Here is a 22,191-nt window from a genome sequence, read left to right as displayed (position 1 = left end):
CCGACCTGGAGGGCTTGCGCCCGCCCATTCCGATTAGGGTTGGCTCACGGATCGCGCACGCGCGACTGCGATAGCCACGAGAAACCGGGGAGGCGGTGAGGGAATGGCCCTGTTCCGCAAGCGAAAGAGTCGCGCGACGCGTCGCGCCGAAGCCCGTGCGATCAAGGCCCGCGCGAAGCTGGAGGCCAAGCTCGCCGCCCGAAACGAGACTCGCCGGTACAAGGCCGCTCACCGCGCGGAGGCCAAGGCGCTCAGGGCGCAGATCAAGGCCCAACGGGACAGCGACCGGAACGCCCTGAAGGTGGCCGAGACCCAACTCAAAGCGGCGCGCGAGGGCAAGATCTTCTCGCCGACGCGGATCCGCCGGGCGCTCACGGTATCCCGGCTGCTCGCGCCGATCCTCACTCCGGTCCTCTACCGGGCCGCCGTCTCGGCCCGCGCCCTGATCGACCAGCGCCGCGCGGACCAACTCGGGATCCCGCTGGCCCAGATCGGGCAGTTCTCCGGCCACGGCGCGCAGCTGTCCGCCCGGATCGCCGGAGCGGAGAAGTCCCTGCGGACCGTGCAGGAAAAGAAGCCCAAGGATGCCGAGACCAAGCAGTTCGTTTCGGCCATCTCCGAGCGGCTCACCGATCTGGCTGCGGCCGTCACCGCCGCCGAGAACATGCCGGCCGCACGGCGCCGGGCGGCCCACGCCGCGATCTCGTCGCAGCTCGACGGCATCGAGGCGGACCTGATGGCCCGGCTCGGGTTGAGCTGACCAACGAATGGGGCTGCCCCGCATCTCGACCCGCGCGCGGAGGGCCGCGAGCCTCCCGATCGTGGTGGCGGCTGCTCTCGGCCTCTACCTCGGCTCGGCGGCGCAGCTCCCGGCGGCGTGGGCGCACGTCCACGCCAGCAGCGACAATGCCGTACGCGGCGCCACGGCGATCGTCACCTTCCAGGTGCCCAACGAATCGAACACGGGCGCGGTGACCACCGCGGTGAGCGTCGCCCTGCCCAACGTGGCCTCGGCGCGCACCGAGAACATGCCGGGATGGACGACCAAGCTCGATCGCGACGCGGCATCGGGTGCGGTGCACTCGGTGACGTGGACGGCGGCGCCGGGCTCCGGCATCGGGGTGGATCAATTCGCCCTGTTCCGGATTTCGGTGAAGTTGCCCGACGCGGAGACCGCCAGCTTCCCGGCCACACAGACCTATTCCGACGGCACGGTCGTGAAGTGGGACCAGTCGCCGCAGCCCGGTGGCGGTGAGCCGGAATACCCGGCGCCCACGCTGACACTTGCCGCGGGACCGGTAGCGTCGCACGGCCATCCCGCGCCTTCGGCGGCACCGGCCGACCAGGCGGCCGCGCCGCCACGGCCCAGACCCGCGGACAACACCGCCCGGCTGTTGGGCGGCGCCGCCCTGGTCGTGGCCGCGCTCGGAATCTGCCTTGCGCTGATCCGCCGCCGGGCATGAGGCGGTTGGCGATCACCGCGTGCGTCGGTGTCCTGTTGGTGATCGCACCGCTGACGGCGCCGGTCGCGGCGGCGCACGCAGCCCGGGTAGCGACCGATCCGGCGGACAACGCGGTCCTCGCGACGGGTCCAGGGCGGGTGAGCGCCACCTTCAACGAACAGCTGCAGACCACGTTCGCGGCCATGACCGTCGTCGGGCCCGACGGCAACGTGTGGTCCACCGGAGATCCGACGGTGCGTGGCGCGGTGGTCGGCATCGACCTGCGGCCGCTGGGACCGGCCGGCGTCTACACGGTGAACTACCGGGTCACCTCCGCGGACGGCCACGTGGTCTCCGGATCCTGGTCGTTTCGGCTGACGGTGCCGGGCACCGGCACGCCGGGACCCCCGGCGGGTGGCGCCTCCGCCGGCGACGATATCCCGGTCTGGCCGTTCGTCGCGGTGGCGGCGGTGCTTGTCGCCGGGGGCGCCCTGTGGGCGGTGCGGCGCCGACCGTGACCGGCGGCGGAGGCGCCCGCACTCGTGCTGGCATGATGGGTTCGAAGAACCCGCGTGGGCTAGAAAACTACTGAGAGATTGCTCAAGGAGCGGCCGCATGGCAGACCCGCAGGATCAACCCGGCAGCGAACCCGACGGCGCGTCGACCCCGCCGCCGGAAAAGAAGCCGCCGGCCAAGGCCGCGAAGAAGGTCGCGAAAGCGCCCGCCAAGAAAGCCCCCGCGAAGAAGGCACCCGCCAAAAAGGCACCCGCGAAGAAGGCACCGGCGAAGAAGGCGCCCGCAAAGGCCGCCGAGCCCCCGGCAAAGACCGTCGAGCCGCCCCCCGAGGTGCGGCAACGAATCGAAACCAACGGCGACCTCGCATCCGCCGCCAAAGACGCAGCGGCGCAGGCGAAATCCACTGTGGACGCCGCCAACAACCCGGTTCCTCCCAACGCTCCGGCGGCGGCACTGACCCAGTCCCCGCTCCCGTTGATCGTCGCCCTGGCCGTCAGCCTCCTGGCGATCCTGTTGATCCGGCAGCTGCGCCGCCGCTGACCGCCGCCGCTACCGTGTCAGACGTGACCGTCTCATTCCAGCCGACCGCGGACCTGGTCGACGACATCGGACCCGACGTACGCAGCTGCGACGTCCAATTCCGCCAGTTCGGTGGCCGCCCCCAATTCGCGGGACCCATCAGCACGGTGCGCTGCTTCGAAGACAACGCGTTGCTGAAATCGGTGCTCTCGCAGCCGAGTGCGGGCGGGATACTGGTCATCGACGGCGGCGGCTCCCTGCACGCGGCCCTGGTCGGCGACGTCATCGCCGAGCTGGCCCGCTCCAACGGCTGGGCCGGGCTCGTCGTCAACGGCGCGGTGCGCGACGCCGCCGCGCTGCGTCGCCTCGACATCGGCATCAAGGCGCTGGGCACCAACCCCCGTAAGAGCAGCAAGACCGGCGCCGGCGAGCGCGACGTCGAACTCACGCTGGGCGGTGTGACGTTCGTCCCGGGCGAGATCGCCTACTGCGACGACGACGGCATCGTCGTCGTCAACCCCTAAACCGGCACCGGCGCACGCTTTTTCGCGAAGCGCAGGCCCTCATCGGCAACCTTGCCGCGCCGGATCGTGCGCATGTCGAACAAGTAGTTCTGCTTGAGCCGCCAGGGCGCGCGTGACCCCGACTTGGGCAGCATGTCCATCGCCCGCTGGAAATAGCCGGGGCTGAAGTCCATGAAAGGCAGCTCGTCGACGTCAGGGCCGGGATGCTGCGGCTCCACGAAGTCAAACCCGTTGTCGTCCATGTAGTTCAGCAACCGGCAGACGAATTCGGAGACCAGGTCGGCCTTCAGCGTCCACGATGCGTTGGTGTAGCCGAAGGTGATCGCGAAGTTCGGCACCCCGGAGAACATCAGGCCCTTGTAGGTCATCAAGGACGTCAGCTCGATCGGCTGACCGTTCCGGGTGGGCCGCACCCCACCGAGCAACTGCATGTTCAAACCCGTTGCGGTGACGATGATGTCGGCCTTCAGCTCCTCACCGGAAGTGAGCTTGATTCCGGTCTTGGTGAAGCGGTCGATGGTATCGGTGACGACGTCCGCCTTGCCGTGCCGGATGGTCCGGAAGAAATCGCCGTCGGGCGCCAGGCACAGCCGCTGGTCCCAGACGTTGTACCGGGGTCCGAAGTGCTTCTCGACGTCGTAGCCCTGCGGGAGACGGCGCTTGGCCATCGTCATCAACGTCTTGCGCATGTAGGCCGGACGCTTCCGGGACAGCTGATACTGGAAGGTGCTGAACGCGATGGCTTTCCAGCGATTGGCGATGTGCGCCAGGCGGTCCGGCAACAGTTGGTTGGCGCGTTCGGCGAACGGGTCGACCCCGGGCAGCGAGCCGATGTAGGTGGGCGAGCGCTGCAGCATCGTGACGTGGCCCGAGCCCGAGTTCACCAGGGCCGGGATCAGCGTGATCGCGGTGGCGCCCGACCCGATGACGACGATCTTCTTGCCCGTGTAGTCGAGGTCCTCCGGCCAGTGCTGCGGATGGACGATCCGGCCCTCGAAGTCGTCGGCGCCGGGGAAGGTGGGCGAATATCCCTCGTCGTAGTTGTAGTAGCCGGTGCATGCGAAGAGGAAGGAGCAGGTGAGCTCCCGCTGCTGGCCGTCGGACTCGACGGTCACGGTCCAGCGGTTGTCGGCGTCCGACCAGTCGGCGGCCAGAACGCGCTGACGGTAGCGGATGTGGCGGTCGATCTTGTTCTCGACCGCGGCCTCCTTGATGTAGGCCTTGATGTCGGGGCCGTCGGCGATCGATTTCGCCGACCGCCACGGCTTGAACCGGAAGCCGAGGGTGAACATGTCCGAGTCCGACCGGATGCCCGGGTATTTGAACAGGTCCCAGGTGCCGCCCAGGTCCTCGCGGCGTTCGAGGATCGCGTAGCTCTTGGTCGGGCAGCGCTCCTGCAGGTGCCACGCCGCGCTGATGCCCGAGATGCCGGCGCCCACGATGATCACGTCAAGGTGCTCAGTCATGGGGCCACGTTATCAACGGCCTGTCGACGTCGTCAACAGGGTGTTGAAACTTTCGACACGGTGTAAAGTAACGCCCGTGACTAGCGTCGGCCAGACCCGTGCCCTGCGTGGCCGCCGCGCCATGCGTCCCTCGGGTGACGACCGTGAGCAGGCGATCCTCGCGACCGCCGAGCGGCTGCTCGAACAGCGCTCGTTCGCCGACATCTCGGTCGACGACCTGGCCAAGGGCGCGGGACTGTCGCGCCCGACGTTCTACTTCTATTTCAAGTCCAAGGACGCGGTGCTGCTGTCGCTGCTGGAACCGGTGATCGCGCGCGCCGACTCCGAGTTCGACGGCGCGGTGCAGCGGCTGCCCGCGGATCCGCGCCGGGTGTGGCGCAACGGCATCAAGGCCTTCTTCACGGCCTTCAGCACGCACCGCCGGCTGGCGCGCGCCGCCACCGAAGCGCTGGCGACCAGCTCCGAGCTGCGCGGCGTGTGGTTGGGCTTCATGCAGAAATGGATCGACCAGACGGCCGCGATGATCACCGCCGAACGCACACGCGGGGCCGCACCGGAGACGATCCCGGCGGTGGACCTGGCGACCTCGCTGAACCAGATGAACGAGCGGACGATGATGGCCGCCCTGTCCGCGGAGACGCCGGCGGTGGATGAGGACCGGGTCGTCGACACCCTCACCCACATCTGGGTCACCAGCATCTACGGCGAATCCAGCTAGCCGTCACCGGCACGTGCGAACATATGTTCGTGCGGTGCGATGCGTCCATCCTGCACGCGGACCTGGATTCGTTCTACGCGTCCGTCGAACAGCGCGACGATCCGACGTTGCGCGGCCGCCCGGTGATCGTCGGCGGCGGGGTGGTGCTGGCGGCCAGCTACGAGGCAAAGGCCTACGGCGTGCGGACCGCGATGGGCGGGGCGCAAGCGCGCCGGCTGTGCCCGCACGCGGTGGTGGTGCCACCCCGGATGAGCGCCTACAGCCGCGCCAGTGACGCCGTGTTCGAAGTGTTTCGCGACTGCACGCCGATCGTGGAGCCGCTCTCGGTGGACGAGGCGTTTCTGGATGTCGGCGGGCTGCGCCGGGTTTCCGGGACGCCGGTTCAGATCGCCGGACGGCTGCGGGCCGACGTGCGCGACCGGGTCGGCCTGCCCATCACCGTCGGCATCGCACGCACGAAGTTTCTCGCCAAGGTCGCCAGCCAGGAGGCCAAGCCGGACGGTCTTCTGCTGGTGCAGCCCGACCAGGAGCTGACCTTCCTCCACCCGCTGCCGGTGCGGCGGCTGTGGGGCGTGGGTGCCAAGACGGCGGACAAACTCCACGCCCACGGACTCGTGACCGTCGCCGACGTCGCCGAGCTGAGCGAGTCGACGCTGGCCTCGATGGTGGGCGGCGCCATGGGCCGCCAGCTGTTCGCCCTGTCCCGCAACATCGACCGCCGCCGGGTGACCACCGGTGTGCGTCGCCGGTCGGTGGGCGCGCAACGGGCGCTGGGCCGCGCCGGCAACACCATGTCGGCCGCCGAGATCGACGCGGTGGTGGTCAACCTGATCGACCGGATCACCGGGCGGATGCGCGCCGCCGGGCGCACCGGCCGCACGGTGGTGCTGCGGCTGCGGTTCGACGACTTCGGGCGGGCGACGCGGTCGCGAACGCTGCCGTGGGCGACGTCCTCGACGCAGCCGATCCTGGGCGCCGCGCGGCAGCTGGTGGCGACGGCCGCACCCCTGATCTCGCAGCGCGGCCTGACGCTGATCGGCTTCGCGGTGTCGGGGATCGACCGCAGCGGCGCCCAGCAATTGGCGTTGCCGCTTGACGGGGAATCGCTTGCGGTGGACGCCGCCGTCGACCAGGTTCGTCAGCGCTTCGGCAAATCCGCCCTCACGCGCGGGGTGTTGGTCGGCCGTGAACTGGGTATAGAGATGCCACACCTTCCCGACTGACCGATTTCGCCGGTGCCAGGCTAATTCTCCTCTGCCCCAGATGTTTTCGATGATTTGAGGTTGGTTTGAAACAGCCTGGGACGGCGGCTTGGCCGACGGTCTGCTTGCTAGGGTGGCCAAAACCCGACGTCGAAAGTGAGCAACCGAACACGATGCCGCCGCCGCATCAAGCCCGCGACAGCGGCCCGCCCCGCGAGGGCCTCCTGCTCGGTTACAGCGCGGTACTCGCGTTATCCGCGGGCTTCGTCAACGCGGTGGCGCTCCTGATCCTGGCGTTGCCCGTCGGCAACCTGACCGCGATCACCACCCAGCTGGGCATGAACACAGCGAACCCGTGGCTTTATGAAGGCCACGTGCTCGGCGCGATCTTCTTGGGCTTCCTGACGGGAGCGGCGATTGCCGGGGCGATCCTCGCGCCCACGGATGCCCTCGCGGGCCCCCGCCACGCCGTGGTGTTGTTCCTCGAGGCGGCGTTGCTCGTCCTTGCCGCGGCCGGGGTCGAGGAAACCGTGGTCAAGGCGCAGATCAATGCCCTGGGGATCGAGCAAACCGCGGTACAGGCGCTGTTCGCCGCCGTAGCCCTTGGCCTGCAAAACGGGATGACCTCGAGCTTCCGCGGGATGGCGATCCGTACCACCCACTTCACCGGGACAGTCACCGACCTCGGTCTGATGCTCGGCCGCAGTCGGCGACACGGGATCAAAAAGTGGAACGCCGCGATTCTGGCGACGACGCTCGTGCTGTTTCTGGGAGGCGGCGTGGCCGGGATCGTGTTCGGCGCCGAATTGGGCGGCTACGCGTTGCTTATCCCTGCGGCGACCTGCGCGGCCGTCGCGAGCGCCAACGTGTGGCAAACCCCCGGCCGCTGTGACGAACCTGTACCCGAGCACGCGGAGACGGTGCAGGTCTGAGCCGTCTCAATTCGAGCCCGTCCACTCCAGCAGCTTGTCGGCCGGCCAGGTGTTGACGATCCGGTCGGCGGGCACGCCCACGTCCACGGCGCGCTGCGCACCATAGCCGAGGAAGTCCAGCTGGCCTGGCGCGTGCGCATCGGTGTCGATGCTGAAGACGCAGCCGATCTCCAGCGCCAGCTGGAGCAGCCGGGTCGGCGGGTCCCGGCGTTCGGGCCGCGAGTTGATCTCCACCGCGGTGCCGTGGTCGCGGCAGGCGGCGAAAACCGCTTCGGCGTCGAACTTGGATTGGGGCCGGATGCCGCGGTTGCCGGAGACCAACCGGCCGGTGCAGTGGCCCAGCACGTCGGCGTGTGGATTGGAGACGGCGCGCACCATGCGCCGCGTCATCGCGGTGGCCTCCATCGACAGCTTCGAATGCACGCTGGCCACGACGACGTCGAGGCGCTCGAGCAGCTCGGGCTCCTGGTCGAGGCTGCCGTCCTCGAGGATGTCGACCTCGATCCCGGTGAGAATGCGCATCGGCGCGAACTGGTCACGCAGCTTGTCGATGACGCCGAGCTGTGCGCGCAACCGTTCCGGCGAAAGCCCGTTGGCGATCGTCAGCCGCGGCGAGTGGTCGGTCAGCGCGCAATATTCGTGCCCCAGCGCGGACGCGGTCGCCATCATCTCGTCGATCGGCGCCGACCCGTCCGACCAGTTCGAGTGCAGGTGCAAGTCCCCGCGTAATGCCGCACGGATGTCGCCTCCACCGAGATCCTCCGCGGCGGAACGCAATTCGACGAGGAGTTCGGGTTCGCGACCCGACCAGGCCTGGTCGATGACCTTTGCGGTTTTGGGACCGATGCCCGGCAGCGACTGCCAGCTGTTGGCCTGGCCGTGTCGCTCGCGAGCCGCTTCGTCGAGGCCCTCGATGATGTCGGCGGCGTTGCGGTACGCCATCACGCGCCTGGGATCCTGACGGCTCCGGTCCTTGTAGTAAGCGATCTGCCGCAAGGCGGTTACCGGGTCCATGACTCCAGTGTGCCCGCGCGGTGACTGCAAGCGCGGCGGAGCCGGGCGCCGCAGGTCACCGCCAGACCTCGCGGATTACCAGAACTGCCCGACGACGAAACCGGCGAGCAGCACGCTGAAGCCCCCGATCTCGCCGGCGATCAGCAAGGCCATGAAGAGTCCGGTTCCGGGCGCGGGATCCTCGAATTGGTTGACGGTGTCGCGGCGCGCCCCGTGTGCGATGTAGCTGAGGATGGCGCCGACGAAAAAGACGACGACCACGGCGGCCGCGGCCAGGTTGACCCACGTCGGCCAGGCGCTGAGCTCGACGAAGACGGCCAGCAGCAGCGTCGCGAAGGAGTAGAGCAACGCGGCCCGGTGCGCGATGTCGACGTAGGGGTGGGCGCGATGGTCGGCGGCAGCCATGATCTGCCGGTACTTCCACACCCCGAGGACCAGGGCGAGCAGGAAGATCAGCCCGGCCGCCAGCAGGGTGACCTTGGTGTCGAGTCCGAGGGAGTAGCTCATCGCGCGGTTGAGTTTAGTTGCCCTTCATAAAGATCGGCTAACGTCGATTTCATGCGATTCGCCTTCAAGACCTCCCCCCAAAACACCACCTGGGCAGCCATGCTGGCCGTCTGGCAGGCCGCCGACGATATCGACGTCTTCGAGTCCGGGTGGACGTTCGACCACTTCTACCCGATCTTCTCCGACGCCGACGGGCCCTGCCTCGAGGGCTGGACGACGCTGACCGCGCTGGCGCAGGCGACCAAGCGGCTGCGGCTGGGCACCCTGGTCACCGGGATCCACTACCGCCACCCCGCCGTGCTGGCCAACATGGCCGCGGCGCTCGACATCATCTCGAATGGACGACTCGAGTTGGGGATCGGCGCCGGCTGGAACGAGGAGGAGTCAGGCGCCTACGGCATCGAGCTGGGCAGCATCCGGGAACGCTTCGACCGGTTCGAGGAGGCGTGTGAGGTGCTGACCAGCCTGCTCAGCCGGGAGACCACCGATTTCGACGGGAAGTACTACCAGCTCAAGGGCGCCCGCAACGAACCCAAGGGCGTGCAGCGTCCCCATCCGCCGATCTGCATCGGTGGCAGCGGGGAGAAACGAACGCTGCCGATCACCGCGCGCTACGCGCAGCACTGGAACTTCGTCGGCGGTCCGCCCGAGGTGTTCGCCCGCAAGCGCGATGTGCTGGCCGCGGAGTGCGAGAAGATCGGGCGCGACCCGAAGGAGATCACGCTGTCCGCCCATTTGCGGCTGGACGAGGAGCGCAACTACCACAAGGTAGTCGAAGAGGCCGCCGGGCTGGAGGCCGAGGGACTCGACCTGGGCATCGTGTACATCAACCCGCCGCACGACCCCGCCGTCTTGGAACCGCTCGCCGAGGCTATCCGTGATTCGGGACTGCTCGATTGATGCGCCCGGCGCCCGTTTGTCGCCGAGCAAACCCCTCCGCGGTGCCCGAAGGCGTTTGGTGGGACGGTTATACCCCGAAGATCAGCAAATCGTCGGCGGTTACCAGGCGCTCGTGTTTGGCGGGGAACTCGCGGCTCTTGACCGGGTGACGAAACCAGGACCAGGCGATTCGCCCCATCCGTGATCGAGGTACGGGATTGATGTGCACAGTGATCACTCCTGCTGATCGTTCCGTTCAGCCGGGGCCCCGATCCGATGCCCGTGTGACCGAGCCCACAACAGGCAATTAGACACCACCGTCTGGCAAACGGGGGGAGACTCGCCGACAGTTGGTACTCGTGTTTCTGGTGTGACTTCTGTGACTACTGAAGGGGGACCGCGGTCGGCTTGACCGGCGCCGGCAGCGCGGTCGCACCCATCAGGTACCGGTCGACGCCCGCGGCAGCGGCCCTGCCTTCAGCAATCGCCCAGACGATCAGCGACTGGCCGCGACCCATGTCCCCGGCGACGAACACACCGGGCACCGACGTGTCGAAGTCGGCACCGCGCGCCACGTTGCCGCGGTCGGTGAGCTTGACTTCGAGGTCGGTGAGCAGGCCCTCCTTTTCCGGGCCGACGAATCCCATGGCCAGCAGCACCAGGTCGACCTCGAGCTCGAAGTCGGAGCCGTCCACCTTGACGAACTTGCCGTCCTGCATGGTGACCTCGTGCGCTTTGAGCGCCGTCACCCGGCCGTCTTCGCCGATGAACTTTTCGGTGTTCACCGAGAACACCCGCTCGCCGCCCTCTTCGTGCGCCGACGACACCCGGTACATCAGCGGGTAGGTCGGCCACGGGGTCGATTCGGCGCGCGTGTCCGGTGGGCGCGGCATGATCTCGAACTGGTGCACGACGGTCGCGCCCTGCCGGTGCGCGGTACCCAGGCAGTCCGCCCCGGTGTCACCGCCGCCGATGATGACGACCTTCTTGCCTTTGGCGGTGATCGGGGGTTCCCCGTCGGGCCCCAGGACGTCGTCGCCCTCCTGCACCCGGTTACCCCACGGCAGGTACTCCATCGCCTGGTGGATCCCGTCCAGGTCCCGACCGGGAATCGGTAGGTCCCGCCCGGCGGTCGCGCCGCCGGCCAGTACTACCGCGTCGAAATCGGCGCGCAGCTGTTCGGCGGTGATGTCAACCCCGACGTTGACACCGGCGCGGAATTCGGTTCCCTCGGCGCGCATTTGGTCCAGGCGCCGGTCGAGGACACGCTTCTCCATCTTGAATTCCGGAATGCCGTAGCGCAGCAGCCCGCCGATCCGATCCGCCCGCTCGAAAACGGTGACCGTGTGGCCGGCGCGGGTCAATTGCTGAGCCGCGGCCAATCCGGCCGGGCCCGAACCCACCACTGCGACCTTTTTCCCGGTCAGCCTGTCCGGGGGCAGCGGCACCACGAAGCCTTCCTCGAAGGCGTGGTCGATGATCTCCAGCTCGATCTGCTTGATGGTCACCGGATCCTGGTTGATGCCGAGCACACACGCCGGTTCACACGGCGCAGGACACAGTCGCCCGGTGAAGTCCGGGAAATTGTTGGTGGCATGCAGCCGCTCGATCGCGTCGCGCCAACGGCCCCTGCGCACCAGGTCGTTCCATTCCGGGATCAGGTTACCCAACGGACACCCGTTGTGGCAGAACGGGATACCGCAATCCATGCAACGGGTCGCCTGCTCACGCAGAGTGCCTTCGTCGAAGTCCTCGTAGACCTCGTGCCAGTCCTTCAACCGCAGCGGGACAGGCCGGCGCTTCGGCAGTTCCCGGTGCGTGTACTTCAGGAAGCCGCTCGGATCAGCCATGTGCGGCCGCCATGATCGCCTTGTCCACATCGACGCCGTCGCGCTCGGCTTCGGCGATCGCTTGCAGCACCTTCTTGTAGTCGCGCGGCATCACCTTGACGAAATGGCGTTGTTGACCGCGCCAGTCCGCCAGGATCCGCTGGCCGACCGCGGAATCGGTGGCGTCCACGTGAGCCTGAATGATGCCGTGCAAAAAGTCGGCATCGTCTTCGTCCACAGTCTCCACATCGACCATCTCGATGTTGAGGTTGTCCGGAAGTTCCTCGTCCGGGTCGTACACGTAAGCCACACCGCCTGACATTCCCGCCGCGAAGTTGCGGCCGGTCCGGCCAAGAATCACAACCCGACCACCCGTCATGTACTCGCATCCATGGTCACCCACGCCCTCGACGACGGCGTGGGCGCCGGAGTTGCGGACCGCGAACCGCTCGCCGACCACCCCGCGCAGGAAGGCCTCCCCGCTGGTCGCGCCGAACAGGATCACGTTGCCACCGATGATGTTGTCCTCGGCCACGTAGTCCTGCGGGGCGTTGTCCGACGGACGCACCACGATCCGGCCACCGGACAGCCCCTTGCCGACGTAGTCGTTGGCGTCGCCGTAGACCCGCAACGTTATTCCCTTGGGCACGAAGGCGCCGAAGCTGTTACCCGCGGACCCGTCGAAGGTGATGTCGATGGTTCCATCCGGGAGCCCTTGGCCGCCATACGCTTTCGTCACCTCGTGGCCGAGCATGGTGCCCACCGTGCGGTTGACGTTGCTGATGGTGGTGGAGAAGCGCACCGGCTTGCCGGAATCGAGTGCCTCCCGGCTCATCACGATCAGCTGCTGATCGAGCGCCTTGTCCAGGCCGTGATCCTGCCGGGAACTGCAGTACAGGTCCTGGTTCATGAACGCCGACTCGGGCTCGTGCAGCACCGGAGCGAGGTCGAGCTTGTGCGCCTTCCAGTGCGCGCGGGCCAGCGTGGTGTCCAGCGCGCCCACCTGGCCGACGGCCTCGTTGAGGGTGCGGAAACCCAACTGCGCCATGTATTCCCGGACCTCTTCGGCGATGAACATGAAGAAGTTCTCAACGAACTCGGGCTTACCGGTGAACCGCTCGCGCAGCACCGGGTTCTGGGTGGCCACGCCGACCGGGCAGGTGTCCAGGTGGCACACCCGCATCATGATGCAGCCGGCCACCACCAGCGGCGCGGTGGCGAAGCCGAACTCCTCGGCGCCGAGCAGCGCGGCGATCATCACGTCGCGGCCCGTCTTGAGCTGACCGTCCACCTGGACCACGATCCGGTCACGCAACCCGTTGAGCAGCAGGGTCTGTTGTGTCTCGGCCAGGCCCAGCTCCCAGGGTGCGCCCGCGTGCTTCATCGACGTCAGCGGGGTCGCGCCGGTGCCGCCGTCGTGGCCGGAGATCAACACGACGTCGGCGTGCGCCTTGGAGACGCCGGCCGCAACCGTGCCCACCCCGTTCTCGGAGACGAGCTTGACGTGCACCCGCGCGGACGGGTTGGCGTTCTTCAGGTCGTGGATCAGCTGTGCGAGATCCTCGATGGAGTAGATGTCGTGGTGCGGCGGCGGGGAGATCAGGCCGACGCCGGGTGTGGAATGCCGCACCTCGGCGACCCACGGGTACACCTTGTGTCCCGGAAGCTGGCCGCCTTCACCGGGTTTCGCGCCCTGCGCCATCTTGATCTGGATGTCCGTGCAGTTGGTCAGGTAGTGCGATGTGACACCGAATCGCGCGGAAGCGACCTGTTTGATGGCACTCCGGCGCCAATCGCCGTTGGGGTCGCGGTCGAAGCGCTTGACGTCCTCGCCGCCTTCCCCGCTGTTGGAGCGCCCGCCGAGACGGTTCATCGCGATGGCGAGCGTCTCGTGCGCCTCGGCCGAGATCGAGCCGTAGCTCATGGCCCCGGTCGAGAAGCGCTTGACGATCTCGCTGGCGGGTTCGACCTCTTCCAGCGGAACCGGGGGACGCACACCGCCGCGGAACTTGAGCAGGCCGCGCAGCGAGGCCATCCGCTCGCTCTGGTCGTCGATCAGGCGGGTGTAGTCCTTGAAGATTCTGTACTGGCCGGTGCGAGTCGAGTGCTGCAGCTTGAACACGGTCTCCGGGTTGAAGAGGTGGTACTCACCTTCGCGGCGCCACTGGTACTCGCCGCCCACCTCGAGTTCGCGGTGCGCACGCTCGTCGCGGCGGTCCAGGTAGGCCAGCCGGTGCCGAGCGGCGACGTCGGTGGCGATGTCCTCCAGGGTGATCCCGCCGATCGGGCAGCTCAGCCCGGTGAAGTACTCGTCGAGCACATCCTCGGAAATGCCGACCGCCTGGAACAACTGCGCGCCGGTGTAGGAGGCCAGCGTCGAAATGCCCATCTTGGACATCACTTTGAGCACGCCCTTGCCGGCGGCCTTGACATAGTTGTTCAGCGCCTTCTCTCGGTCTTGCCGATCCGAGAAGCCGTCGATCGCGCCGCGGTCGAGCATGTCCTCGATCGACTCGAATGCCAGGTAGGGGTTGATCGCAGCCGCCCCGCACCCGATCAACATCGCCATGTGGTGCACCTCGCGGGCGTCACCGGTCTCGACGACCAAACCCACGTGGGTGCGCGTGCGGTCGCGCACCAGGTGGTGGTGGACCCCGGAAACGGCGAGCAGTGACGGGATGGGCGCCATCTGCTCGTCGGATTCGCGGTCCGACAGGATGATGACCCGCGCACCGTCCTCGATCGCGGCCGACGCCTGTGCGCGTACGTCATCGAGCGCCGCCGCCAACCCGGCGCCGCCCTCGGCGACCGGGTACAGGCAACGAATCACCTTGGACCGCATGCCGTGCGGGCGCCCGTTGACCTCGTCGTCGGGATTGAGGTTGACCAACTTGGCCAGCTCGTGGTTGCGCAGAATCGGCTGCTGCAACGCGATCTGGTGACAGGAGTGCTCGGTCGGCGTGAGCAGGTCGCGCTCGCCGCCGGTGGTCCCCTGCAGGCTGGTCACCACCTCTTCGCGGATGGCGTCCAGCGGCGGGTTGGTCACCTGTGCGAACAACTGCTGAAAGTAGTCGTAGAGCATCCGGGGCCGCTGCGAGAGCACCGCGACCGGGGTGTCGGTGCCCATCGAGCCGATCGGCTCGGCACCCGTGCGCACCATGGGCGACACCAACAGGTTGAGCTCTTCATAGGTGTAGCCGAATGTCAACTGCCGCTTGACGAGTCGTTCATGGGGCATCCGCACGTAGTCGCCCTGCGGTAGCTTGTCCAGGGGAACCAGGTTCCGGTCCAGCCACTCCTGGTACGGGTGCTCGGCGGCGAGTTCGGCCTTGATCTCCTCGTCGGAGACGATGCGCCCCTGGGTGGTGTCCACCAGGAACATCCGGCCGGGCTGCAGGCGCATCCGGCGAACCACCTTCGCCGGGTCCAGGTCCAGGACGCCGGCCTCGGAAGCCATCACCACCAAGCCGTCTTCGGTGACCCAGATCCGGGAGGGGCGCAAGCCGTTTCGGTCCAGCACGGCGCCCACGATGGTGCCGTCGGTGAACGTGATCGACGCGGGGCCGTCCCAGGGCTCCATCAGCGAGGCGTGGAACTCGTAGAACGCCCGCCGCGCCGGGTCCATCGACTCGTTGCGTTCCCACGCCTCGGGAATCATCATCAGGACCGCGTGGGCCAGGCTGCGGCCACCCAGGTGCAGCAGTTCGAGCGCCTCGTCGAAACGCGCGGTGTCCGAGGCGCCCGGGGTACAGATCGGGAACAGCTTCTCGACGTCGGCTTCCGTGCCGAAGATCTCGGTCTTGATCAACGCCTCGCGGGCACGCATCCAGTTCTCGTTGCCGGTGACGGTGTTGATCTCGCCGTTGTGGGCCACCCGACGGAACGGATGGGCCAGCGGCCACGACGGGAAGGTGTTGGTGGAGAACCGGGAATGCACGATGCCCAGCGCGCTGGTCATCCGATCGTCTTGCAGGTCAAGGTAAAACGCCTTGAGCTGCGGCGTGGTCAGCATGCCCTTGTAGACCATCGTCTGACCGGAAAGGCTTGGGAAGTAGACGGTTTCGCGACCGGGTCCGTCCTGCCCGGGTCCCTTGGTGCCGAGTTCGTGCTCGGCGCGCTTGCGGACCAGATAGCAGCGGCGCTCCAGCGTCATGTCCGATGCGCCGGCCATGAACACCTGCCGGAACGTGGGCATCGCGTCGCGGGACAGCGCCCCCAGTGACGAGTCGTCGATGGGCACGTTGCGCCAGCCCAGCACCGTCAGGCCCTCGGCTTCGGCGATCTTCTCCACCGCGTCGCAGGCGGCCGCGGCGTCCTTGGACGACTGCGGCAAGAAGGCGATACCGGTGGCATAACTGCCCGCTGCGGGCAGCTCGAAATCCACGACCTCGCGCAGGAAGGCATCCGGGACCTGAATCAGGATGCCGGCACCGTCACCGCTGCGCGGCTCGGCGCCCTGAGCACCGCGGTGTTCGAGGTTGAGCAGCGCGGTGATGGCCTTGTCGACAATGTCGCGGCTACGACGGCCGTGCATATCGACGACCATGGCTACCCCGCACGAGTCGTGCTCGAACGCGGGGTTGTATAACCCGACGCGCTTGGGCGTCATATGCACCTGACCCTTCACCTGAACGTTGAGCTGCCGTTAACAGCTGCTCCGATGGAGTCGCACCCGGAGGTTGCGGGCTTAAGACCCCTCGGTCTTGTCTCGATAGGCTGTCCCCCAGGTGGAGATGATCCTGTTAGGGATGCGTCCGTGCAGCGCTGAACGGTGGCCTGGAAACCGGTCTCGACAAGTCGTAAAACGATATGACAATACCCGCCTGACATGCCAACTTCGTCAAGTCTAACCGCCAGCTGGCAGCACCGTAAATTTCCCGGCAGCCGACGGGCGACAACCCAGCGGACGTGCTGTTTTGGCGCCGCAGTCTTCGTCATAGCCGCGCCGCGCCCGGCAGTCCGATGCGCCGAATCCGCCGCCGGTACATGTTTGCTGAAGCCGCCCGAGGGCGTGCCCACCGCCCCCGAATCGGCTCGCATGATCGTGCTCAGCGGGCGACAAAAGCCACCGCGGGCGGGCCAAAGCGAGCGCTGCTAAGTTTGCACGGTAGCGATGGGCGGCACGGAGGAGATACTGGACGGGTACCGGTCCGCATCCGGCGCCAACGGTGAGCCGTGGCGCTTATCACTAGCCCGGTGCGCACCCCACCAGAGCCGACCGATCGCCTGGCACCCGAGGAGCCCATGAACGAGCGCGACGAATTCCTGCGGGACCGTCTGCAGCCGCCGCCCGGCCCGCCGGCGGCGCGCGCGCCCGGCCCCCCGCCCAGGAGCGTGCCGCCTGCACCGCAGCCTCCGGTCGGCCAGCGCCTCGCACCGCGGCCACCGTCGGCGCCTCCGGCACGCCCACCGGCGCCTCCGCAGCGTCCGCCCGCGCCGCCCCAACAGCCCGCCGCCGCCCCGCCTGCTTTCCCGCGGCCGCCCGCCATGTCGGCTCCACAGGAGGCACCCGCACCCGCCGCTGCGGTACCGCCTACCACCGCCACACCGGCGCGGTCCACCACCCCCATCGGCGCAACACCCGACCGCGGTTGGCGACGCATGCTGCGGCGCATCACTTTCGGCCTCGTCAAGCTGGGTCCGTCAGCCGCGCAACAGCAGGACGCCCAATACGAGGTGGCGATCCGGGCCCGCCTGCTCGGCAACTACAAGGTCGGCATCCTGGGCAAGGGCGGCGTCGGAAAAACGTCGGTGGCCGCGAGTGTCGGCTCGCTGTTCGCCGAACTCCGGAGGCAGGACCACGTCGTGGCGATCGACGCCGACACCGCCTTCGGCCGACTCAGCAGCCGGATCGACCCGGGGTCGTCCGGTTCGTTCTGGGAACTCACCGCCGATAAGAACCTGCAGTCTTTCAGCGATGTGGTCGCCCGGGTGGGGCGCAACTCCGCCGGCCTGCACGTGCTCGGTGGTGAACCTGCGTCCGGGCCGCGCCGGGTGCTCGACCCCGCGATCTACCGGGAGGCCGCGTTACGCCTCGACCGTCATTTCGCGATCTCGGTCATCGACTGCGGTTCCACGATGGACGCGCCGGTCACCCAGGAGGTGCTGCGCGATCTGGACGCGCTGATCGTGGTCTCCTCGCCGTGGGCGGACGGGGCGAACGCCGCCGCCAGGACCATGGAGTGGCTGGCCGATCAGGGCTTCGACACGCTGCTGCAGAACAGCGTCGTCGTGCTCAACGATTCAGATGGCCACGCCGACAAGCGCACCCGGGCGTTGCTGGCCCGCGAGTTCATCGATCACGGCCGGCCGGTGATCGAGGTGCCCTTCGACCCCCACCTGCGGCCGGGCGGTGTCATCGACGTGAGCCGCGAGATGGCGACGGCGACGCGGCGGAAATTCCTCGAGGTCACCGCGACGATCGCGGGCTATTTCGCGGCGCGGCACGACGACCAGCCCGGCTAGCCGCGTTCGGCTGCCTTTCCCATCCGCGCGGCCCGGTCGGCGATCGCCTCGATCTTGACCACGCGGGATCCGCGGATCGTCAGCACGATGACGGCGAAAAGCCGGCGATCGGTGAATGCCAACAGCACCGGTTGCCCGACGGGGCCGCTGACCAACGTCACGTCCGGCCATAGGTAGCGCAGCAGGTTGGTGGCCACCGCGTCCGGCCCGTGGTTGATCTGCTGCGGCGGGGGCGGGTCGGCGAGGATCGTGCCCACGCCCCACACCGTCGGGTCCAGCACGGCGGCCAACGCGGCAACGTCGCCGTTGGCGCATGCGGTGATGAACTTCTCGGTGACCAGCTGATGCTCGGCCGTCGCCACCTCGTTGGTTTTCGGTTGTGCGGCAACGAATTTCGCCCTCGCTCTGCGCGCCAGTTGACGGCAGGTACCCACCGGGCGGCCCACGGTTTCGGAGATCGATTCGAACGGGACCCCGAACACGTCGTGCAGCACGAAGGCGACTCGTTCCCCGGGACTGAGCCTGCGCAGCACTTCCAGCAGCGCGGCGCGGATCTCGTCGTCGAGGGTGACGCGGTCGGCCGGGTCGGAGCGGTGCGGCGCCGGCCGCTCCTGAACCTCGCCCGGCCGTTCGTAGCGGGCGCGTGCCGAGCGAACCTGGTCGAGGCAGAGCCGGCTCGCCACCACCGTCAGCCAGCCCCGGACATCCTCGATCTCGCTGACGTCGGCCCGCGAGAGCCGCAGAAATGCCTCCTGCGCAACATCTTCCGCGTCACCGACGTCGCCGAGCATTTGGTAGGCGAGGTTGACCAGATACGGGCGGTGACGACGCCAGGCCTCGGCGACCTGGTCGCCCGCTGACTGCGACTGGTTCATGACTCTTCGACGATCCGCTGCGGCAAAAAGTTACAGGTTTCCCGGTGTAACTTTCCCACCTTTCGCCCCGTCCTTGGAACACCGCAGAAAAATTTCGAGAAAGGGGCCTTCCCATGACCATCGTGGTAACCGGGGCGACCGGCAACGTCGGACGCCCTCTCGTCGCCGCCCTTGCCGCAGCGGGAGCGTCGGTGCGCGCGGTGACCCGCACGCCGGAGACGGCCGGGTTTGCGCCCGGCGTCGAACCGGCCGAGTCGGCGACCGCGGCGCTGCCCGGCGCGTCGGCGGTGTTCCTCAATTCCCGGGCGCTGGGTGCGGATCTGGAGAGGGTGGTAACCGAGTGCGTACGCGCCGGGGTGACCAAGCTGGTTGCGCTCTCGGCGATCAACGCCGACGACGACTTCTCCCGGCAGCCGTCCCGCTTCCGCGGGGACCGCAACAAGGAGGTCGAACAGCTCGCCGTCGACTCCGGCCTGACGTGGGTGAGCCTGCGGCCGACGGTATTCGCGACGAACTTCGCCGGCATGTGGTCACCGCAGATCCGCGCTGGCGACGCGGTTTTCGGGCCGTATGCCGCGGCTTCGACGGCACCGATCGTCGAGAACGACATTGCGGAGGTGGCGGCGCGGGCGTTGCTCACCGATGAGCTCGTCGGGCAGCGGATCCCGCTGACCGGTCCGCAGGCCTTCACCAACTCGGAGCTGGTCGAGGCCATCGGCGCCGTGCTGGATCGGCCGCTGCAGTACCGCGAAATACCGAATGCCGCGGTGCGCCAACGATTTCTCGCGTTGGGCTTCACCGACGACTTCGCGGAAGCCTACATCGCCATGCTGGCCGCGACACTGGATGCACCCGCGTTGGTCACCCACGACGTGGAGAAGATCCTCGGCCGGCCGGCGTCCCCCTTCGGCCAATGGGTCGCCGGGCACCGCGACGTTTTCGCCCGTGCGAGTTAGTGAAGGAGCCGCACATGTCCGAACCGCGTCCGCCGCGCTTCCTCAAGCCGATGAACAGGGTGATGATGGCGGTCCAGCGCCTCGGGATCCCCACCGGTCCCGCGATGGTGCTGACGGTTCCCGGCCGCAAGTCGGGCCGGCCTCGCAGCACCCCGATGACACCATTCAAGTTTCAGGGTGGCCTCTATGTCGTGGCGGGCTATCCCGGCGCCGACTGGGCGGCCAACGCCCGGGCGGCGGGCACCGGCATGCTCAGCCGGGGACGACGGTCACGGCAGGTCCGGATCGTCGAACTCTCCGCCGCCCAAGCGCGGCCGGTGCTGCGGGCGTTCCCCGCCCAGGTGCCCGTCGGTGTGTCGTTCGCGAAACGATCGGGGATGGTGCGTGATGGGACGGCCGACGAATTCGAAGCGTTGGCGGGGCGGCTCGCCGTCTTCCGCTTCGAGCCGACGTAAGGGCGATCGCGGATTCCTGGCGCAGGCCTACCAGACGATGGCCGCCATGTCGCGGTTGTCCGAGCACACGCTGCGCACCGCGGCCTCGATGTCGGGGGCGGTGATGATCTGCAGATCTTCGACCGTAACCGTTTGGCCCGCACGCTTTTGCGCGACCACGCGGGTGTCACGAAATCCCTCGGCACGTTCGATGACATTGCGGGCGAACCGGCCGTTCTGCATGGCGTCGATGCCGTGCCGCCCGCCCGGCGTCGTGTAGTTGCGGATGGTCGTGGCCGCATCCAGGAATGCCTCCCGCGCGGCGTCGTCGAGCTTGCTGGCCCGCGGCGCCGCGTAGCGATGCCCGATCTCGACGATCTCGGACGGCGAATACGATTCGAACCGCAGCTTGCGGTTGAACCGGCCGGCCAATCCCGGGTTCACGGTGAGGAATTGGTCCACCTGATCCTCGTAACCCGCGCCGATGAAGCAGAAGTCGAAGCGGTGTGTTTCCAGCGCCACCAGCAGCTGGTTGACGGCCTCCATGCCGATCATGTCGGGTGTGCCGTCCTGGTGCCGCTCGATCAGGGTATAGAACTCATCCATGAAAATGATTTGGCCAAGCGACTTTTCGATCAGCGCGTTGGTCTTGGGTCCCGACTCCCCGATGTAGTGGCCGCAGAAGTCCGACCGTCGGACCTCCCGGATTTCGGGGTTGCGCACGATGCCCATGCCGGCGTAGATCTTGCCGAGCGCTTCGGCGGTGGTCGTCTTGCCGGTGCCGGGCGGGCCAACCAGCAGCATGTGGTTGGTCTGTCCCTCCACCGGCAGGCCATGCTCGAGGCGCATCATCCGCACTTCGAGCTGATCTTCGAGCGCCGACACGGCCTGCTTGACCGCGGCCAGTCCGACCTGCTTGGCCAGCAGCGCCCGGCCCTCGGCGAGCAGCTCGGCGCGCCGCTCCGAGGTGGCGTCGTCGTCCAGCTCGTCACGGCTCTTGGCCGTCGACACGTCCCACCGATCGGTGCGGCTGGCGATCGTTTCCTCGTCGGTCACGACCAGGTGCAGGTTCGGGTCGGCCAAAGCCGCCTTCGCGGCCTCGGTCAGGACGCCGTTGATGGTGGCTTTCGACAGCCAGACCTGGGCCTTGTCCTCCTCGCGCAGCTGGCGGTGCACCATCCCGCGCACATACGCCAAATCGGCGACCAGCAGCGGGATGTCGGCCGGCCCGATCGACGCGGTCAGCACGTCGGCGTCGAAGCGGCCCGACGCGTTGGTCTGCCCGATCACGTCGACGCGGTCGAGCCAGTCAAGCGCGACCCGGCCCTGCCCGAGATGCGCCGCGGCGTGGGCCGCCAGCGCGCAAATCGACGCCGTCACGGCCGACATGATGATCGCCTGCGGGGGGAGTTCCTCGGCGGCAGCCAACAACACGTCCGGCCAGCGCTGCGTCGTGTACATCAAGAACGCCCGGGCCAGCTGGTGCCACTGATAGTTGGTCCACGAATCGAGCAGGTCGCGGTTGGAGAGCAGCCTGTCGGCCTCGGCGTATTCGCCGGCGATGGTCAGCGCCGACGACAACGCCAGCCCCACTTGCGATGCGTCGGTCACCGTGATTCCGATGTAGGGACCCAACTGGATCTCCGCGGCGAGCGTCTGTCCGATGCGGGTCGTTTCACGGTGCAGCCATTCGCTGGTGGCGTAGAGCCTCTTCAGCGAGGCGAGGTCGTTGTCGCCGCAGGCGATGCGGCCCAGCCACGCGTCGGCCATCGACGAGTCGGCATCGGTGGCCGCGACGAACTCCGGCAGCGCCGCCGCCCGGCCCTGCCTGCTCATGACCAACATGGCCCGGTCGAAATGCCTACGGGCAGTTTGCAAATCACCCATCGCGTGTGCCTTCGAATCCTCGACGT

The 22,191-nt window shown here is 67.9% G+C and carries 19 protein-coding genes; 12 read left to right on the top strand and 7 right to left on the bottom strand.

Annotation, left to right across the window (positions count from 1 at the left end; genetic code table 11):
- The first annotated feature begins 103 nt into the window (after positions 1 to 103).
- The 5 genes from H7J89_RS09875 to rraA all read left to right on the top strand — a co-directional run bounded on the left by H7J89_RS09875 (position 104) and on the right by rraA (position 3,001).
- Positions 104 to 760, top strand: a complete 657-nt coding sequence (locus H7J89_RS09875) for a DUF6474 family protein (RefSeq protein WP_264042954.1) — start codon at positions 104 to 106, stop codon at positions 758 to 760.
- A 22-nt stretch (positions 761 to 782) separates the two neighbouring features.
- On the top strand, positions 783 to 1,463 hold the full coding sequence (locus tag H7J89_RS09870) for a YcnI family copper-binding membrane protein (RefSeq protein WP_264043795.1): 681 nt from the start codon (positions 783 to 785) through the stop codon (positions 1,461 to 1,463).
- The gene (locus H7J89_RS09865) at positions 1,460 to 1,960 is read left to right on the top strand and encodes a copper resistance CopC family protein (protein WP_264042952.1); all 501 of its coding nucleotides are present in this window, start codon (positions 1,460 to 1,462) and stop codon (positions 1,958 to 1,960) included. Before H7J89_RS09870 ends, H7J89_RS09865 begins: the two co-directional genes overlap by 4 nt.
- Positions 1,961 to 2,057: 97 nt before the next feature.
- A complete protein-coding gene (locus H7J89_RS26000) occupies positions 2,058 to 2,498 on the top strand; it encodes an Rv3852 family protein (protein WP_264042950.1) in 441 nt (146 codons plus the stop codon).
- 23 nt (positions 2,499 to 2,521) lie between these two features.
- Positions 2,522 to 3,001, top strand: a complete 480-nt coding sequence (rraA, locus tag H7J89_RS09855) for a ribonuclease E activity regulator RraA (protein WP_264042948.1) — start codon at positions 2,522 to 2,524, stop codon at positions 2,999 to 3,001.
- Here rraA and H7J89_RS09850 read toward each other — a convergent pair.
- The gene (locus H7J89_RS09850; RefSeq protein WP_264042947.1) at positions 2,998 to 4,467 is read right to left on the bottom strand and encodes a flavin-containing monooxygenase; all 1,470 of its coding nucleotides are present in this window, start codon (positions 4,465 to 4,467) and stop codon (positions 2,998 to 3,000) included. The genes rraA and H7J89_RS09850 overlap by 4 nt on opposite strands.
- A gap of 76 nt (positions 4,468 to 4,543) precedes the next feature.
- On the opposite strand from H7J89_RS09850, the gene H7J89_RS09845 reads away from it, so the two are divergent.
- The 3 genes from H7J89_RS09845 to H7J89_RS09835 all read left to right on the top strand — a co-directional run bounded on the left by H7J89_RS09845 (position 4,544) and on the right by H7J89_RS09835 (position 7,319).
- Positions 4,544 to 5,185, top strand: a complete 642-nt coding sequence (locus H7J89_RS09845; protein WP_264042946.1) for a TetR/AcrR family transcriptional regulator — start codon at positions 4,544 to 4,546, stop codon at positions 5,183 to 5,185.
- A 23-nt stretch (positions 5,186 to 5,208) separates the two neighbouring features.
- Positions 5,209 to 6,408, top strand: a complete 1,200-nt coding sequence (gene dinB, locus H7J89_RS09840; RefSeq protein ID WP_264042944.1) for a DNA polymerase IV — start codon at positions 5,209 to 5,211, stop codon at positions 6,406 to 6,408.
- A 152-nt stretch (positions 6,409 to 6,560) separates the two neighbouring features.
- Positions 6,561 to 7,319, top strand: coding sequence for a YoaK family protein (locus H7J89_RS09835; RefSeq protein WP_264042942.1), 759 nt, complete (start codon positions 6,561 to 6,563; stop codon positions 7,317 to 7,319).
- Between the two features lie 6 nt (positions 7,320 to 7,325).
- Here the strand turns inward: H7J89_RS09835 and H7J89_RS09830 are convergent, their stop codons facing one another.
- Together H7J89_RS09830 and H7J89_RS09825 are read right to left on the bottom strand one after the other, a co-directional pair.
- The gene (locus H7J89_RS09830) at positions 7,326 to 8,333 is read right to left on the bottom strand and encodes a PHP domain-containing protein (protein WP_264042940.1); all 1,008 of its coding nucleotides are present in this window, start codon (positions 8,331 to 8,333) and stop codon (positions 7,326 to 7,328) included.
- Positions 8,334 to 8,408: 75 nt separating this feature from the next.
- A complete protein-coding gene (locus tag H7J89_RS09825; RefSeq protein ID WP_264042938.1) occupies positions 8,409 to 8,840 on the bottom strand; it encodes a hypothetical protein in 432 nt (143 codons plus the stop codon).
- A 51-nt stretch (positions 8,841 to 8,891) separates the two neighbouring features.
- On the opposite strand from H7J89_RS09825, the gene H7J89_RS09820 reads away from it, so the two are divergent.
- Positions 8,892 to 9,740, top strand: coding sequence for an LLM class F420-dependent oxidoreductase (locus tag H7J89_RS09820; protein ID WP_264042936.1), 849 nt, complete (start codon positions 8,892 to 8,894; stop codon positions 9,738 to 9,740).
- A 362-nt stretch (positions 9,741 to 10,102) separates the two neighbouring features.
- On the opposite strand, the gene H7J89_RS09815 is transcribed toward H7J89_RS09820, so the two are convergent.
- Positions 10,103 to 11,569, bottom strand: a complete 1,467-nt coding sequence (locus tag H7J89_RS09815) for a glutamate synthase subunit beta (RefSeq protein WP_264042934.1) — start codon at positions 11,567 to 11,569, stop codon at positions 10,103 to 10,105.
- The gene (gene gltB, locus H7J89_RS09810) at positions 11,562 to 16,157 is read right to left on the bottom strand and encodes a glutamate synthase large subunit (protein ID WP_264042932.1); all 4,596 of its coding nucleotides are present in this window, start codon (positions 16,155 to 16,157) and stop codon (positions 11,562 to 11,564) included. Before gltB ends, H7J89_RS09815 begins: the two co-directional genes overlap by 8 nt.
- A gap of 635 nt (positions 16,158 to 16,792) precedes the next feature.
- Between gltB and H7J89_RS09805 the strand changes: the two genes are divergently transcribed.
- A complete protein-coding gene (locus H7J89_RS09805) occupies positions 16,793 to 18,013 on the top strand; it encodes a MinD/ParA family ATP-binding protein (RefSeq protein WP_264043793.1) in 1,221 nt (406 codons plus the stop codon).
- Here the strand turns inward: H7J89_RS09805 and sigI are convergent.
- A complete protein-coding gene (gene sigI, locus H7J89_RS09800; protein WP_264042931.1) occupies positions 18,010 to 18,888 on the bottom strand; it encodes an RNA polymerase sigma factor SigI in 879 nt (292 codons plus the stop codon). The two genes, H7J89_RS09805 and sigI, sit on opposite strands and share 4 nt — an antisense overlap.
- Positions 18,889 to 19,001: 113 nt before the next feature.
- Here sigI and H7J89_RS09795 point away from each other — a divergent pair, with 113 nt between their 5' ends.
- Positions 19,002 to 19,844 carry an NmrA family NAD(P)-binding protein gene (locus H7J89_RS09795; protein ID WP_264042929.1) on the top strand — a complete coding sequence of 281 codons (843 nt, stop codon included), beginning with the start codon at positions 19,002 to 19,004 and terminating at the stop codon, positions 19,842 to 19,844.
- Between the two features lie 14 nt (positions 19,845 to 19,858).
- Complete coding sequence (locus H7J89_RS09790) at positions 19,859 to 20,299, top strand: nitroreductase family deazaflavin-dependent oxidoreductase (RefSeq protein ID WP_264042927.1); 441 nt, start codon at positions 19,859 to 19,861, stop codon at positions 20,297 to 20,299.
- Positions 20,300 to 20,326: 27 nt separating this feature from the next.
- Here the strand turns inward: H7J89_RS09790 and eccA are convergent, their stop codons facing one another.
- Positions 20,327 to 22,165 carry a type VII secretion AAA-ATPase EccA gene (eccA, locus tag H7J89_RS09785; protein ID WP_264042925.1) on the bottom strand — a complete coding sequence of 613 codons (1,839 nt, stop codon included), beginning with the start codon at positions 22,163 to 22,165 and terminating at the stop codon, positions 20,327 to 20,329.
- Between the last annotated feature and the right edge of the window lie 26 nt (positions 22,166 to 22,191).

This window comes from Mycobacterium paraffinicum (genome assembly GCF_025822865.1).
Taxonomy (GTDB): Bacteria; Actinomycetota; Actinomycetes; order Mycobacteriales; family Mycobacteriaceae; genus Mycobacterium; species Mycobacterium paraffinicum.
Note: the sequence above shows the minus strand (reverse complement) of the source record. Positions and strands in the feature narration are given on the sequence as shown.

What these genes read in the sequence shown, in the direction of transcription:
- H7J89_RS09875 (WP_264042954.1), top strand. Translation starts at nt 104, where the DNA reads ATGGCCCTGTTCCGCAAGCGAAAGAGTCGCGCGACGCGTCGCGCCGAA.
- H7J89_RS09830 (WP_264042940.1), bottom strand. Translation starts at nt 8,333, where the DNA reads ATGGACCCGGTAACCGCCTTGCGGCAGATCGCTTACTACAAGGACCGG.
- H7J89_RS09865 (WP_264042952.1), top strand. Translation starts at nt 1,460, where the DNA reads ATGAGGCGGTTGGCGATCACCGCGTGCGTCGGTGTCCTGTTGGTGATC.
- H7J89_RS09805 (WP_264043793.1), top strand. Translation starts at nt 16,793, where the DNA reads ATGAACGAGCGCGACGAATTCCTGCGGGACCGTCTGCAGCCGCCGCCC.
- H7J89_RS09850 (WP_264042947.1), bottom strand. Translation starts at nt 4,467, where the DNA reads ATGACTGAGCACCTTGACGTGATCATCGTGGGCGCCGGCATCTCGGGC.
- H7J89_RS09790 (WP_264042927.1), top strand. Translation starts at nt 19,859, where the DNA reads ATGTCCGAACCGCGTCCGCCGCGCTTCCTCAAGCCGATGAACAGGGTG.
- H7J89_RS09820 (WP_264042936.1), top strand. Translation starts at nt 8,892, where the DNA reads ATGCGATTCGCCTTCAAGACCTCCCCCCAAAACACCACCTGGGCAGCC.
- H7J89_RS09825 (WP_264042938.1), bottom strand. Translation starts at nt 8,840, where the DNA reads ATGAGCTACTCCCTCGGACTCGACACCAAGGTCACCCTGCTGGCGGCC.
- gltB (WP_264042932.1), bottom strand. Translation starts at nt 16,157, where the DNA reads ATGACGCCCAAGCGCGTCGGGTTATACAACCCCGCGTTCGAGCACGAC.
- H7J89_RS26000 (WP_264042950.1), top strand. Translation starts at nt 2,058, where the DNA reads ATGGCAGACCCGCAGGATCAACCCGGCAGCGAACCCGACGGCGCGTCG.
- eccA (WP_264042925.1), bottom strand. Translation starts at nt 22,165, where the DNA reads ATGGGTGATTTGCAAACTGCCCGTAGGCATTTCGACCGGGCCATGTTG.
- sigI (WP_264042931.1), bottom strand. Translation starts at nt 18,888, where the DNA reads ATGAACCAGTCGCAGTCAGCGGGCGACCAGGTCGCCGAGGCCTGGCGT.
- H7J89_RS09835 (WP_264042942.1), top strand. Translation starts at nt 6,561, where the DNA reads ATGCCGCCGCCGCATCAAGCCCGCGACAGCGGCCCGCCCCGCGAGGGC.
- H7J89_RS09795 (WP_264042929.1), top strand. Translation starts at nt 19,002, where the DNA reads ATGACCATCGTGGTAACCGGGGCGACCGGCAACGTCGGACGCCCTCTC.
- H7J89_RS09815 (WP_264042934.1), bottom strand. Translation starts at nt 11,569, where the DNA reads ATGGCTGATCCGAGCGGCTTCCTGAAGTACACGCACCGGGAACTGCCG.
- dinB (WP_264042944.1), top strand. Translation starts at nt 5,209, where the DNA reads ATGTTCGTGCGGTGCGATGCGTCCATCCTGCACGCGGACCTGGATTCG.